This window comes from Bradyrhizobium sp. SSBR45G (assembly GCF_030159255.1).
Taxonomy (GTDB): Bacteria; Pseudomonadota; Alphaproteobacteria; order Rhizobiales; family Xanthobacteraceae; genus Bradyrhizobium.
Window position 1 is genome coordinate 41,709 of sequence record NZ_BSCT01000005.1, and the last position, 15,462, is coordinate 57,170.

Consider the following 15,462-nt stretch of genomic DNA (forward strand, 5'->3'; position numbering starts at 1 on the left):
AGCCCGCCTGCCCGCTCACGGCTCGCGCATCGCGTGGCCGAGGTTCTGCAGCATGCCGCCGATCACGTACATCGCGACCGACCGACTGCCGACATTGATGTCGCCGGTCAGGGTCATGCCCGGGATCAGCCGGAAGCTCGGCGGCACGTCGCGGAAATTGGTGCCATCGACCGAGCAGCGCGCCTTGTAATAGGCGTCGACCGGCTTGCCGTCATCGTCGACCGTGAACGCGCCCTCGCTGACCCAGCGGATCCGGCCCTGCGCGGTGCCGTGCTCCGCGTAGTTGAAGGCGTCGACCTTGAGCGTGCAGGGATCGCCGGGGCGGATGAAGCCGATGTCGCGCGAGGCGATGCGGATCTCGGCCTCGAGCCGGGCGCGGACCGGCATCAAAGTGATGAAGGGATCGCCGGGCTTCAGCACCGAGCCGACCGACAGTTTTGCCAGCGTCAGCACCACCGACGGCTCCGCCGCGGTCAGCCGCACCAGGTCCTGGTGGCGGATCGCCTTCTCATAGGCCGACCGGGCCGCATCGAGCGAGTTCTGCGTCGTCACCAGGTCCTGGCTGAGCTGCGCGTTCCACTGCTCAATAAACGCCCGGCGGTCGGCGCGCAGCGAGTCGAGCTGGTGCCGGGCCTCGATCAGGCTGTTGTGGGTCGAGTCCATCTGGCGCAGCAGCTCGAGCCGCGAATCCTGCGACAGATAGAGGTTGAGCTTGGAGCCGCTGCCGCTCTCGGCCAGCGTCGAGCGCATGGTCTCGATCTTCTGCAGCACGTCGTCGCGCTGGGCGTAGCGCTCGTCGTCCTTCTGCAGCTTCTGCAGCGTCGCCTCGGTCTGGCTGATCTTGGAATCGAAGCTCGCGATCTGCGCGTCATATTGCGCGCGGCGCTGCTGGTACAGCGCCTGCTGCAGCTTGGCGTAGCTGGCGAACTCGACATCGTCGCTCGAGGAGAAGCTGAGCGGCGTGCCGGCGAGCTCGGCCTTGTCGCGCGCCACCTGCGCCGACAGGCTCGCGACCTGCGCCTTGTATTGCGCGACGTCGGCCTGGGTGAAGGTCGGATCGAGCGTCGCGAGCAGCTGGCCGCTCGCGACCTGCTCGCCTTCGCGGACGTCGATGCTCTTGATGATCGAGGCATCGAGCGCCTGCAGCACGTTGATGGCGTCGAGCGGCACGATCTTGCCGCCGACGCTGGCGACGACGCGGTCGAGCCGCATCAGGCACATCACCGCGACCAGGCTGAGGATCATAGCGACCAGCACATAGAGCGTGGCGCGCGCGGCGACCGGCTCGGGCGCCTCGCGGATCGCGTCGGTCTCGGACTGGAACTGGCGGACCGTGGCGACGGCTGAGGAACTACGAGACAAGGGTCGGCCCTCCATAGCCCGGCCGGCTGCGCTTCGGCGCCGCCAGCGCGTGGCTGTTCTGCTGGTGCCACAGGCCGGAATAGATGTCGTTGCGCTCCAGCAGCTCCTCGTGGCGGCCGATGTCGTCGATCACGCCGCGGTTCAGGACCAGGATGGCGTCGCAATCGATCAGCGACGACAGCCGGTGCGAGATGATGATCATGGTGCGGCCATGGCCGATGCGGGCGATGTTGGCGTTGACGATCGCCTCGCTGTCGGCGTCGAGCGCGGAGGTCGCCTCGTCCAGGATCAGGATCGGCGGATTGACCAACAGCGCGCGCGCGATCGCGAGCCGCTGGCGCTGGCCGCCGGACAGGTTCGGCGAGCCCTCATAGATGTAGGTCTCGTAGCCGCGCGGCAGCTTGTCGATGAACTCCTCGGCGCCGGCGAGCCGGGCCGCGCGCACGATCTCGTCGAAGGTCGCGTCGGGCTTGGCGGCCGAGATGTTCTCGCGGATCGTGCCGGAGAACAGGAAGTTCTCCTGCAGCACCACGCCGACATTGCGCCGGAGATGATCGACGTCGTATTCGCGCACGTCGATGCCGTCGATCTTGATCAGCCCGCCATAGTCCGAATGCAGCCGCTGCAGCAGCCGGGTGATCGTGGTCTTGCCCGAGCCGCTCTTGCCCATCACGCCGAGCGTGCCGCCGACCGGGATCTCGAACGACAGATTGTTCAGCGCCGGCGACACCGCGCCCTTGTACTTGAAGGTGACGCCGGAGAACTCGATGTGGCCCTTCAGCGGCACGCGGACGCCATGGCCGGAGCGGCCCTCCTCGGCCGGCTGGTTGACCAGCTTGCCGACAATGCCGACCGCCGAGCGCGCCTCGTCATATTGATTGATCAGCTGCGCCATCTGCATCAGCGGCGCGGCGACGCGCTGCGCCAGCAGCAGGAAGGCGAACAGCGCGCCGACATAGACCGGATCGTCGGTCGTGAGCGCGAGGTAGACACCGAGCGCGTACGGCGCGCTGACCGCCAGCCGCTCCAGCGGCCGCACCACGGCCTGGATGATGGTGCCGGTCATGCCTTCCGCCATGCGCGCCTTGGCGACGCGCGCGACGAACACGTCCCACATGTGCTTCTGGCGCGCATCGAGCGCCAGCGACTTCACGGTGCGGATGCCGTTCAGCGTCTGCACCATGAAGGCCCCCATGGCGCCTTCGGCGGCGAGGACGGCATGCGACCGCTTGCGATAGACCGGCAGCATCGCCACCAGCCACACCGCGATCAGCGCGACGAAGGCCAACACGGCGAACGTCATGATCGGGCTGAAGAAGAACATCACGGGCAGGAAGAAGATCAGCGTCGTCGAATCGAGGATCGTCCCGAACAGCTGCCCCATCAGGAAGGTCCGGATGCGGAAGATCTCGCGCATGTCGCGCGACACCATGCCGACCTGGTTGCGCTCGAAGAAGTCGATCGGGAGGTTCAGCACCTTCTCGAACATGTAGGTCGACAGCTTGACGTCGAGCCGCGCCGTCAGCTGATGCACCAGGAGCTGGCGCAGGAACGCGAAGGCCGATTCGAAGGCGATCAGCACCAGCATCGCCACGCACAGCACGGTGAAGGTGTTGAACGCCTTGTAGTAGAGCACCTTCTCCGACAGCAGGCGATAGAACATGATCGGCGCCAAGCCCATCATGCCGAGCACCAGCGCCGCAATGGCGACATCGCGCACGATCCGCCGCTCGCGGAAGATCAGCGCGGCGATCAGCCCCAGGCTGAACGGCTGGGTTTCATCCGAGATCTCGTAATCGCGCTTGGCCAGCACGACCTCGCCGGTCCAGACCTCCTCCATCCGAAGCCGGTCGATCACCAGCAGCGCATCCTCGCCGACATTGGGATCGCGCAGCACGGCGCGCGGATTGTTCTCGTCGCCCTCCAACCGCAGCAGAACCATGCTGCTGCCGTCCTTCAAGCGAACGATGGCGGGCAGCGCCCGCTTGAGATGGCTGAGGCCGTTCCAGTCCAGCCGCACCGACTTGGCGCGCATGCCGGAATTGTTGGCGCATTTGACGATCTCGGCGGTCGAGACTTCGGCGCCGCTCAGCACGTTGTCGTGGATCAGCTGCGAGACCGTGAAATGCAGGCCATGCTGGCGCGCAACGATCGCGAGCGAGGCGAGACCCGTGGGCTCGACGGCCTCGGCCGTCTGCGCGCTGGGAACGAGCTCCATGGTCACACCTGCCTTGATTATCTGTTACCGCCGCGGCATGGCCGCGCGGTCCGACACCAATATTAATCGCTACCAAATGTCGCGGCCGGGATTATGCCGCAACGCACATCAAAAGCCAATCTGGAAGAGTGATATAACGTAAATCTGAGATCGGATGTGTTGTTGAATTAACATTTGCAGCGGGGTCAGCTGACTTTCTCGCGAAAATCGAAGCCACAGGCGTCGAGTTCCCGCTGAATGGCGGCAACGTCCGCATCGGCCATCAAGGCAAGCGCGCAGATTTCGAAGTTCTCGCTGCGCACCGACACCGCCGGAAATCCCGCGCCGAGCAGCAGATTGCCGAGTCGGTCGGCCGTGAAGCCGGTCTTGTGCGCCATGTAGTGACGCCCTTCCTCGATCGCCTTCGAGTGACCGTAGATCATGTCCAGCGGCCGGATGGGACCGGAGGGCGACACATAGGCGATGCTGGAGAGCCCATGCGCCAGAACATGCTCGGCGACGGCCTCGAGATCGGGAGACAGCACCAGGGCAAAGCCGCCGGGCTTCAGGACTTCGCGAAACTGCAGAAAGGTCGGGTGGACCTCATGAGCGTAGACGTGCTCCATCACGTGCGAGCACCAGATCGCATCAAACGACCCGGGCGGAAACAGCCTGACGAGATCGCTCACGGACCCCACGATATCGGGATTCACATTGGGATCGATATCGAGCCGGATCTCTTCCCATTCCGGGGTTGCCACCAGCGGCAGGATACGCCGCGCGGTCGTGGACCCCGCTCCAGCATTCAACAAGCGTCGTTTAGCCAATTTCGGAGCGCTCCAAACCCGGGCTGAAGCTCTGATTTATTTGTCGAAATGTTTCGGAGCGCAACCCTAGCAGGGCCTGGGACGGAAAACCACCCGGCGCAGGGGCAGATCGGGAACAAGGTGAACAGCCACGCCCGCCTGCCGCGGGACCGCAGACGGCTGACCGGCTGACGCGAGAGCTTCGCCCGTGGATCAGAGGTGGATGGAGGCTCCGTCGCTGAACACGAGATACTCGACATTGCTGATGTGGAGCGTGGCGATCACCTGTTCGGTGTAGGGGTACCCTGGAAATCTCGGCGCATCGATCGAGCCAAAGACGATGGTGTAGGAATTGGGGGAATCGCCAGGCGCGATGCCGATGACGCTCGTGCTCGAAAAGTTGCCGAGCGTGACCGTATCGAGGTCACCCGCGCCGCCATCGACCGTGTCCCAATTGACATCGTTATAGAGATAGAAATTGTCCTGGCCCGCGCCGCCTTGCATGAAGACGGAGACGTTGCCACCGGGGTTCGCGACGAAGGAACTGCCATCGTCACCTCCGATCAGGGTATGGCCCCCGAGGCCGCTGCCGCTCACAAGCAGGTCATGGCCGCTGCCGCCATAGAGCGTATCCGCTCCAAACCCCGCATAGAGCGTGTCGTTACCCGTACCGCCGGTCAGCATCGTCGCATGACCGATGTCGCTCTTGGACCACAGCGTGTCGTCGCCCGTTCCCCCGTCGATCTGCACCGTCGCCCGGCCACCGACCAGCAGGTCATCTCCAGCGCCACCCGCCAGGGTATCTGATCCATTTCCGGCATAGAGCGAGTCGTTCCCGCCGTCGCCGGACAGGCTGGAGCCGTGCGCAAGGTCGCTCTTGGAATAGATGGCGTCATCACCGCTGCCGCCGAACAGCGTGTCGCTTCCGGTGCCGCCGATCACGAAATCATTGTCATCGCCTCCATCAGCATACTGTCCCGCATTGCTGAGGGTCAGCGTGTCGCTGCCGACGCCGCCATAAAGTGAATCGTGACCGGCACCACCGAACAGCAGATCATTGCCGATCTCACCGTAAAGCGTATTGGCGTTGGCTGCGTCGCTCCCCGAAAACAGGAAGTCATTCCCCAAGCCGCCATGCAGTTCGGACGCCGTGCCGCCATAGAGCGTATCGTCACCGCCGCCCCCATTCAGCGTATCGGCGCCGAGGCCGAACAGAAAGTCGTAGCCAGCGCCTGCATCGAGCAGGCTGGTGCCGGAGGCCTGGTCGACCAGCACGTCATTGCCGTCACCGCTGTACAACGAATCATGCCCGGGCCCGGCGTAGATCGTGTCGTTGCCGGAGCCTGTCAGAACCTTCACCGGCGCACTATCGTAGATGAAAAGCTGATTGTCGCCATTGCCGGTGGCGACGAGCACCGGCGCAAGGCCGGTCACCGCCATCACGACGTTCGACGAGACGTCGACGATGATCGCCTTCAAGGCGCCATTGGCCGACACGGTGCCGATCGCGCCCAGATCGACCACGACATTGGCGGCCGGATCGGGTGTCGAAATCTGCCCGGATATTTGAACAGGGACGAGCGCGCCATTGTCCGGTGCAGTGTAGGCGGTTCTGCCGACCAGATAGTCGATGATCTGCTGCCGGATCGCCGGATCGATATCGGGCGTCAACACCCCGAGCAGGTCTGTCTGACTCGCATTGACAGTCGCCATTCGACCGAACTCCAAATGGAACACTCGCGTCGCATCGACCCTGCGGATGCCGCGGATCGACGCAGGGGATGATCAGGTGAGATGGACGTAGTTGCCGTCTGCAAAGATCAGGTATTCGACGTTGCTGACATGGGTGACCTGCGTGATGACATCGTAGGTCGGCGGCTCCTCGGGATAGCGCTGATAGACGTGATAGCCGAAATTGACGTCATAGGACCCGGCCGTAGTTCCGGGCGTAATGGACATGACGTTCGACAGATTGCCATAGAAAAACGTCACGGAATCCAGATCTCCGCCGCCACCATCGATGGTGTCCGAGGTGAAGATGTTCCTCATGTAGAAATAGTCCTGTCCGGCGCCTCCGACCATGGACGAGGCATGACCGCCGGTGTCGTTCATGAAGGAGCTGCCATCGTCGCCGCCGATCATCGTGGTGATGCCGTAGCCATACCCTGCCTTGAACAGGTCGTGACCGCTGCCACCATACAGCGTGTCGTTGCCGAAGCCGGCGAACAGCTTGTCATCGCCATCGCCCCCTTGGATGACGGTGCCATGGCTCGCATCACTGCCTGAATAGATGACATCATCGCCCGCACCGCCGTCGAGCAGTGCCGTCGCCACGCCACCGACCAGAAGATCGGAATCGGCGCCGCCATACAACGAGTCCGCTCCGGCTCCGGCATAGAGCGAATCATTGCCGGCATCGCCATAGAGCCGCGCAGCGTGATTGGCCGCGGAGTTTGAATAGATCGCGTCGTTGCCGGCGCCGCCATGGAGCGTGCTGTCGCCACCTCCTCCGACGACGAAGTCATTGTCATCACCGCCATCGGCATATTGGGGGGCTGCGCCGAGAACCAGCGTATCGGTTCCGGAGCCGCCGTAGAGCGTATCCTGCCCCGCGCCGGCATAGAGCTGATCGTTGCCAGCCCCGCCATCGAGCACGTTGGCATGGGTCCCGTCGCTGCCGGAGATGAGGATGTCATTGTCGTTGCCGCCCCTCAGATCGGATGCTGTTCCGCCATAAAGGGTATCGTCTCCATCCCCGCCCGAAAGCGTATCAGCTCCCAAGCCGAACAGGAGATCGTAGCCCGCGCCGCCGTCGAGAAGACTGGCGCCGGAGGCCTGATCCACGAGAACGTCATTGCCTGCTCCGCTCGCCAGGGTATCGGCGCCAGAACCGGCATAGATCGTGTCGTTGCCTGATCCCGTCAGAACGGTGACGTTTGCAGGGTCGTTGACATAGACCTGATTGTTGCCGTTGCCGGTCGCGACCAGCACCGGAGTGGAGCCGTTGACCGACAGGACGACGTTGGAGGCGACGTTTGCGACGATCACCTTGAGGTTGGCACCGACAGTGACCGCGTTGGTGGCATCGGTCTCGATCAGGATATTGGCGGCCGGATCCGGCACCGAAATGAGCGCCCCGAACTCCGCCGGGATCGCGACGCCGTTGTCCGGCGATGTGTAGGCCGTTCGTCCGATCAGGTAGGACACGACCTGCTGGCGCAGCGCAGGGTCGATCGGCGAAAGCGCAAGCAGCAAATTCGTCTGGTTCAAATTGATGATCGTCATGCATCGTCCCCGTGCAAAACGAATATGAATATGACCTGATGATCTCCGGCAGATCGAAAAAAATCAACCCTTGGATGTCGCGAATCTCGTCACACAACGAGAGGATTCAGGGGCCATTGCGGCCGAGTGATTTGAGAATCGACAAGAACAAAGCGCTGCGCGCGGCGCCCTGAAAAACGAAGCTCGCTGCAGCGCGCGCGGCAGATCGAGGCGTTGGCCGCACGTCAAAGAGCGACAGCTACAAACAAAGACGCCGCCTCGGCAAAGCCGGGCGGCGTCTTGTCAGCTGGTGATCGGACCAGATCAGAGCTTGGTGTAGTTGCCGTCGTTGAAGATCAGGTACTCGATATTGCTCACCTGCACGACCTGGCCATTGCTGAACGTCACGTCGAGTGCGCCAGGTGTCGTCCCGCTGGCGGTGATGCCGCTCACGTCGGTCGAGGCGTGATCGAGGAACGTCACCGAGTCCAGATTGCCTGCGCCACCGTCGATGGTGTCGCTGCTGGTGGCATTATTGAGATAGAAGTAGTCCTGGCCGGCACCGCCAACCATCGACGCAGTACCCGTCGACGAACCGATGAACGAGCTGCCGTCATCACCACCGATGAGCGTCTGCGTCCCCGAGCCGGCGACGAGCAGATCGTTGCCGGAGCCGCCGTACAGCGTATCGTTGCCGGCGCCGCCATAGAGCGAGTCATTGCCCGTGCCGCCATAGAGGCTCGTTGCATGTGAGGCATCGCTGGACGAGTACAGCGTGTCGTTGTCCGCGCCGCCGTCGATGACCGCGGTGCTGGCACCGCCGACGAGGAGGTCGTTGCCGGCGCCGCCATACAGCGTATCGGCCCCGCTGCCGCCGTACAGCGTATCGTTGCCGGCATCGCCAAACAGCTGCGTGCCATGCGACGCATCACTGTAGGAATACAGCGTGTCGTTATCGTCACCACCATGCAACGCGTTGGTCGCGGCGCCGCCGACCAGCAGGTCGTTGCCCGCACCACCGAACAGGAGATCCGAACCGTCGCCCGCATAGAGCGAGTCGTTGCCGGCATCACCCGAGAGGTAGCTGGCGTGGGTTGCCGCGGAATTCGAGTAGATGATGTCGTTGCCGTTGCCGCCATACAGCGAGTCGTAGCCGGCTACGTTTCCAAGGATGATGTCGTTGTCGTCGCCGCCATCGAGATACTGATTGCCGGTTCCGGCGGTCAGCGTGTCAGCACCAGCACCGCCGTACAGGCTGTCGCTGCCCGCCGCACCGAACAGCTGGTCGTTTCCGCCGTCGCCATACAGGATGCTCGCCGTGTGCGAGTTGCTGCCGGAAATCAGAACATCGGCGTCGTCGCCGCCATGCAGCTCGGAGCTCGTGCCGCCGTAGAGCGTGTCGTTGCCGGAGCCGCCGAACAATGTATCGGCACCGAAGCCGTAGAGGTAGTCATTGCCCGAACCGGCGCTCAGCGTGCTCGTGCCGGACACTTGGTCGACGAGCACGTCATTGCCGGAGCCGCTCTCGATCGAATCCGATCCCGCACCGGCGTAGATCGTATCGTTTCCGCCACCGGTCAGCACCGTGACGTTGGCGCTGTCGTTGATGTAGATCTGATCGGAGCCGCCGCCGGTCGCAACGAGAACCGGGTTGCTGCCATTCACGACCAGGACGGAGTCATCCGGCGTATCGACGATGATCGCCTTCAATGCTGCATCGGTCGTGACGGTATTGTTCGCATTTTGCTCGATCAGAACATTCGCGCTCGGATCGGGCGATCCAATGCCAACGCCAACCTGAACGGGGATCCCCGCGCCGTTATCCGGGCTCGTGTACGCAGTCTTCCCGACCAGATAATCGATGATCTGCTGCTGCAGGGTGGGGTCGAAATTGGCTGAAATTGCCGCCTTCAGGTCCGTCTGGTCGAGATTATAAGTGGCCATCGAGATCCGCCCCTGTTCCAAAAACTACCGTCAAAAGACCGCGCGTGCGCAAGCAACCGATTCGTCAACGTGAATGCTGCACAGCACACAAGACCGCGCACGTTAACAACTTGTTAGCCGCATTGTTAAATCGCCGACACCCCCGAGTCAACCAGCAATGTTCTGTTAATATTGATATGTGTGGGATTTGACTGAGCAAATTCGCTTTCTGCTCGGGAACCGGACGACACGGACTCCGCCGGAAATGTTAGCTGCGACGCAAAAATGACTTGTTTTTTGAGGGGTTAGCGCGAAATGTGAGACCGGTTTTTGGCCAGAAGCGACTCCGGATTGGGCAAGCCCGTCGATTGTGCAGCAAACCCCTCGGATCCCAGCGCGACGGCCGCAATCATTGCAACCAAAAGACGCAATCCATCCAAAAACAGCCATACTTCCAGCGATTTCGATGAATATTGATCCGCGCGGGCTCCTGCCGGAATGTTAATTATAACATTTGTGGGGCGGACCCGGCCAATGGGCGCACGCAGTGATGCGCAGGCGATGACGCGACGCAACCTAGCCCGAGGCCTGGGCGCGCCGATAGATCGCCTCGAGCTGTCGAAGATTCACGCGCGGCGTATAGAGGTTCAGGTAGGTCTGCCGGGCGGCGCGCCCGCAACGCTGGACCAGGGCATCGTCGCCGGCGAGCATCGTCATCTTCGCGGCCAGAGCGGCAATGTCGCCGGGCGTCACCACGGCGCCGGTCTCATCATCCCTGATGATTTCGGCCAGCGCCCCGAGGCGCGATGCGATCACCGGCGTGCCGCGCGCAAACGCTTCGACCACCACCATCGGGAAGCCCTCATACCAGCGCGACGGCACCACCAGGGCCCGCGCGCTGGACATTTCGCGCAAGACATCGACACGCGGAATCTCGCCGAGAAATTTTACATTCGGTCCGGCTTCGCGGCGCAGCCGATCGTTCTCCGGCCCGTCGCCTGCGATTCGCAGCGGCACGTTGGCGAGCGCAGCGGCGCGAAGCAGGTCGTGAACACCTTTTTCGGGGCTGAGCCTGCCGACAAACAAGATGCCCTCGCGCCGCGCCATCCAATCCGGCTCGCCGGGATCGGGGAGAAAGTTGGGCTTCACGTCGATGCGTTCGGCGTCGAAGCCCGAGCTGGCAAAGAGATCGCGCGCGAACTGCGTCAATGCGATCAGTCGAAGGCCCGGCCGGGTCCAGGTGCCGCGCCGCTGGTGACTGGTGATCATGCAGGCCGACGCGGCCGAGCCCACCAGCGAATTGCGGTAGCACCGGTGAACGATGCCCCTGATCTGATTTCCTGCATCGAGGCAGTCATGGCAGATGCGCCCGTCCCGCAGCAGCATGCCGCCGGAGCAGATCGTTCTGTAGTTGTGCAGCGTCGCGACGGCGGGCACGCCGAATTGACGACAGACATCGAAGATGGCCGGCGACAGCCGCGGAAAGAAATTGTGGACGTGAACCACATCGGGCTGATGGCAGCGCAGCGCATCGCCGATGACCCGTCGACCGAAGCGGCTATCGACCACCGACAGCGTGGCGGCGACGCGCGACGATAGCGAGTTGATCGCGTCATTGCTCACGGTCAACGTCTCGACTTGATGGCCTGCCTCGCGCAGCAGCGTCGTTTCCGCCTCGAACACGACGTCCTCTCCGCCGCGCCCCTGATACCGGTTGTGGGCGATGAGGATCTTCATGGCTCGCCCAGCGCTGACGACCAGATCAGCTCGGTGACGAGGCTTGCCCCGGCCCGCAGCACGCCGGAGCCGATCAGCGTTGTCGAGGGACGCTTGTGTCCGAACGACGGCGAATACCAGCCGGCGGGCAGCGCCTCGTCGCCGTGGTGGCCCTGCCAGGTGAGCTGCGACGGCAGCGCAAGCTCGCCTCGCCCGCCCGGCCAGGCGAGCCTCGCCCGGTCGCCGACGAGCTCGCAGGCGACATCGGGCCCCAGGTGCCAGCACAGCTTCACGGGAACCGGCACATCGCCACTGTCCAGGAGTGTATCCGTCACCACGAGCTTGGTGTCGTTGCGCAGCAGACGTGCGCTGCGGCGATGAACGAGGTTCGGGTAGCCGGCATGCTCCGCCATCCAGCTCGCATCGGCGGCCTCGTCGTCCAGTCCCTCCACGGCGAGCAGCCGGCTGCGCGCATGCTGCGTCCAGAGAAACGGACCGCCGGAGCTCGACTGGTCGTGCCCGAACGCCTGCAGCGTGTTGTGCCCCAGGGTCGATCGGAAGTAGTCACGCCAGCGCGGCTCGGAATGATAGCAATAGGTGCCCGGATCCGCGAGGATCTCGACGCCGGCGATCCGGCACTCGATCGACAGCGCGTCGGCATGGGCATGTGCCGCGATGCGCCCGAAACCATGCGGACCATGGTCGCAGCGCGCCCAGAACGCGCTCAGGCTGCAGACCAGGTAGGCCTGGCCGGCCTCCGGAAAAAGCCGCCGTGCGCGCCCGGCTGCGTTGGACTCGCGTTGCCGACACGGCACATCATGCGCCAGCAGCACGCTCCTGACATCGGATGACGTCTGCGCCGGCCACCACGCCGGCCGGCCGAACAGGCGCGCGCCGGTCGCGAGCAGGCTGCGCCAGCGATTGCTGTCGGGATCATCGATGAGAAGGCCGATGCCTTCATCGCTGTCGCCCTGGCGCGGCGGGTGCCCGGCCTCGTCGAGGACGCTCGCAACGGCGTCGGTCATCCGCTCGATCACCTGCCACACCGAGGGTGCCAGCGCACAGCCCGCGGCGTCGCCCTGGACCGCCGCGATCAGCAGCAGCTCGAGAACGAACCCGTGATAGTCTGACGCCAGCTCGCGATTCATGCCGCATGGGAATGTCTGCGCGACGGCCTCCCGGGCCAACGTCTCGGCTGCCGCCGTCCGCCAGCGCGCGCTCTGCCGGAACATCGGAAACGCACAGCTGGCGACGAACTGGCCGGCGGCTTCCGCGATCAGATGATTGTTGGCCGACGAGCCGCGGCTCGGAAAGCGCGACAGCCAGAGTTGATGAGCATACAGCTGATCGACGAAGGCGGCATTGTCCTCGAACAGATCGCTGACCTCGGGCCACGCGGCGAGCAGCTGGCGGATCCAGACCATGGCGATCAGGCGGAGCCCGATTTCGATGCCGCTGATCCAATGCGGCCCATGCAGGAAGGGATTCTGCTGCCACCAGCTCCGCAGATGTCCTGCGACCCGCGTTGCGTATCGCTCGTCGCCAGTGAGGAAGTAGGCGGCTGCCAGCACCGTCAGATGGTGAAAGCGCGACGGCTCCCAGATGAACTTGATATCGCCGCAGCGCGCCGCATCGCGATAGGCGATCGCGAACGTATAGTCTGACGACGGCGCGCGCAGCCCGCTGTGTGCGTCCACGAACCAGTCCGGATCCTCACCGAGCGCCGGGTGCTGCGCGCCGAAGATCGTCCATTGGCCCGCGAGGATGCGATCCGCGCACTGCCGCAGACTGTCAGCGGCCTCCGCGGGGACGGCGGACGGAGCGGGCATCGCCTTGAGTCGAACCCGGTTCGGCTGAGCGTGTTGCTGCGCAAGGCGCGAGATGTCCGGCGGTGTCAGGCGCCATTGCAGGCGCAGGAGCTGATCCTGCACACGGCCGACCAGCTCGGACGGCTCCATGCGCATGAGCCGTCGGAGATACCAGCCGGGGTTCATGGGATCGCAGACGCCGTGCGCTCGCTGTCGTCCTGCGACAGCACAGCCGACCAGAGATCGACGGCGAGACCGGAGGCTGCGCTCTCCTGGACTGCCAGCGTGGCACGGGTCGTCGCCAACAATGACCGCAGCGGAATCGGCATCGGGGCGCCCGAGCGAACGCTGTCGACGAAGGCGGCCAGCATCGGCCCCTGCCCCTTGTCCAGCGCGCCTTTTTTCGCCAGGCGGCTTCCCTTGCGCCAGCTCTCGTAGCGGGAGAAGTTGTCGAACCTGACGAAGCCCGCGGGCCCCGAAGCCTCGAGCAGCTCCTTCGGCACCCGCGAGTCGCCGCCGGTCAGGTAGCTCAGCGTCGCGATCGATCCGTCGGCGAAGCCGAGGGTGGCCACCAGATTATCGATGTCCTGGCCCGCCGCCGACGCCGTGACGCGGACCGGCTCGGATCCGATCCACCAGCTCAGCGCGTCGATGAAGTGGCCGCCCTCCCCGGCAAAGCGGCTTCCCTCGGTTTCCGCCTGCGCATACCAGGACGTCTTCTCCAGCGGCCCGGCAACGACGCGGTATTGCACGACTTGCGCAGCGGGACAGGAGAAGGCGTCGCGGGCCGCAGCGAGCAGCGGCGAGAAGCGCCGGTTGAAGCCGACCATCAGGCGATCATTGCCGGTCTGGTGAACGGCCTCGACGATGCGAGCGAGCGAGGCGCCATCGAGCGCCAGCGGCTTCTCGACGAACACGGCCTTGCCGGCGCGAAGCGCTTGCACCGCCAGATCGGCGTGCGAGGCATGACGCGTGGCAATCAGGACAGCATCGATGTCGTCGGCCTCGAGCACGCTCGCCGCGCTGGTCGAGGCGCGGGCAAAGCCGAACTTCCGGGCCGCGGTGGCGCCGCTGAGGCCGGTGTTGGTCACGACCTCGACCAGATCGACACGATCATTGGCAACCAGTTGCGGCAGCAGCATGCTGGAGGCATAGGCCCCGGCCCCGATCACGCCGAGCCGGACCCGATCCTTGGTCAGGACGGCCCGCGGACGATACGCAATGCGGTCCGACCGCTCGGCATCGGCAGGATATGAGAACAGCACGCCAAGGCTTTCAGCACTGCCCTGGCTCAGGCGCTCGTACGCGGAGACGGCGCCATCGAAAGCCACGACGTCGGTGACGAGCGACGTGAAGTCCAGCTGCCCGTCGGCGAGCAGAGCGACGATCGCCTCCATGTTGCGCCGCTCGGTCCAGCGCACCTGTCCGATCGGATAGTCGATGCCGCCCTCCTCATAGAGCGGGTCGTAGCGGCCCGGCCCGTAGGAGCGCGAGAAGCGGACGTCGAGCTCCTTGTCGTAGAAGTCGTTCCACGGCAGGTTGAGCGTGCATTTGCCGATGTCGACGATGCGGCCGCGGTCACGCAGCAGATCGGCCGCGCGCCTCGCCAGATCGGGGTCGTTGCTGCCCGCCGTGATGAAGACGCAGTCGACGCCGTGGCCCGCGGTCAATTGCGCGACCCTGCTGGAGAAGTCCTCGGCGCCGTCATCGGACGCGACGGCACAAAACGCCGCGCCTGCCGCCTCCGCAAGCCGGCAACGCTGCTCCAATCGATCCAGGCCGACCGCGCGCACGCCGGCGCTGCGCAGCAGCCGCACGAGAATCTGCCCGATCAGGCCGAGGCCGATGACGCAGACCGTCTCGCCCAGGCGCGTCTCCGACTGGCGCATCGCCTGCAGCGCGATCGCAGCGATCGTCGTGAAAGCCGCCTGATCCAGCGGCGCGCCATCGGGAAGCGGCACGCAGAGATTGACCGGAACCCAATTGTATTCGGCGTGGGTGGCGTATTGATTGCCGGCACAGCAGACGCGCTGGCCGACATGGAAGCCGCTGACGCCCTCGCCGATCTCGACCACGGTGCCCGAGCTGGAATAGCCGAGCGGGGTGAATGAATCGAGCTTGTTCATGACCTTGTTGTAGGTCGCAAGCAGTCCCTGCTGGCGCACCGACCGCACCACCTTGGCGACCTGATCCGGCCGTGCCCGCGCCTTGCCGAGCAGCGACAGGCGGCCCTCGGAAAATTTCATCAGCTCGGTGCCGGTCGAGACGGCCGAGAACGCCGTGCGCACCACGACGCCGCCAGCCCGGCAGCGCGGCGCGGGCACGTCGATCAATTTGAGCTCGCCGGTCTTATAGTTCTGTGCGATCTGCTTCACGGTCTGCTCGA

Annotated in this window: 9 protein-coding genes; all 9 read right to left on the reverse strand. The window is 64.4% G+C overall.

Features of this window, described 5'->3' with window-relative positions:
* Positions 1 to 15: 15 nt before the first annotated feature.
* Entirely contained in the window at positions 16 to 1,362 is a 1,347-nt protein-coding gene (locus QQL87_RS08305; RefSeq protein WP_284416900.1) for an HlyD family type I secretion periplasmic adaptor subunit, read from the reverse strand.
* Entirely contained in the window at positions 1,352 to 3,580 is a 2,229-nt protein-coding gene (locus QQL87_RS08310) for a peptidase domain-containing ABC transporter (RefSeq protein WP_284416901.1), read from the reverse strand. The genes QQL87_RS08305 and QQL87_RS08310 overlap by 11 nt, the downstream gene beginning before the upstream one ends.
* Positions 3,581 to 3,765: 185 nt before the next feature.
* Positions 3,766 to 4,320 carry a class I SAM-dependent methyltransferase gene (locus QQL87_RS08315; RefSeq protein ID WP_284417222.1) on the reverse strand — a complete coding sequence of 185 codons (555 nt, stop codon included), beginning with the start codon at positions 4,318 to 4,320 and terminating at the stop codon, positions 3,766 to 3,768.
* A gap of 258 nt (positions 4,321 to 4,578) precedes the next feature.
* Positions 4,579 to 5,844 carry a calcium-binding protein gene (locus QQL87_RS08320; protein WP_284416902.1) on the reverse strand — a complete coding sequence of 422 codons (1,266 nt, stop codon included), beginning with the start codon at positions 5,842 to 5,844 and terminating at the stop codon, positions 4,579 to 4,581.
* A 306-nt stretch (positions 5,845 to 6,150) separates the two neighbouring features.
* A complete protein-coding gene (locus QQL87_RS08325; RefSeq protein ID WP_284416903.1) occupies positions 6,151 to 7,650 on the reverse strand; it encodes a calcium-binding protein in 1,500 nt (499 codons plus the stop codon).
* A gap of 303 nt (positions 7,651 to 7,953) precedes the next feature.
* Positions 7,954 to 9,573 carry a calcium-binding protein gene (locus QQL87_RS08330; RefSeq protein ID WP_284416904.1) on the reverse strand — a complete coding sequence of 540 codons (1,620 nt, stop codon included), beginning with the start codon at positions 9,571 to 9,573 and terminating at the stop codon, positions 7,954 to 7,956.
* 555 nt (positions 9,574 to 10,128) lie between these two features.
* A complete protein-coding gene (locus QQL87_RS08335) occupies positions 10,129 to 11,289 on the reverse strand; it encodes a glycosyltransferase family 4 protein (RefSeq protein WP_284416905.1) in 1,161 nt (386 codons plus the stop codon).
* Entirely contained in the window at positions 11,286 to 13,226 is a 1,941-nt protein-coding gene (locus QQL87_RS08340) for a heparinase II/III family protein (protein WP_284424106.1), read from the reverse strand. The genes QQL87_RS08335 and QQL87_RS08340 overlap by 4 nt, the downstream gene beginning before the upstream one ends.
* A gap of 32 nt (positions 13,227 to 13,258) precedes the next feature.
* Positions 13,259 to 15,451 (reverse strand): bi-domain-containing oxidoreductase, encoded by a 2,193-nt coding sequence (locus tag QQL87_RS08345; protein ID WP_284416907.1) that lies wholly within the window; start codon positions 15,449 to 15,451, stop codon positions 13,259 to 13,261.
* Positions 15,452 to 15,462: the final 11 nt, after the last annotated feature.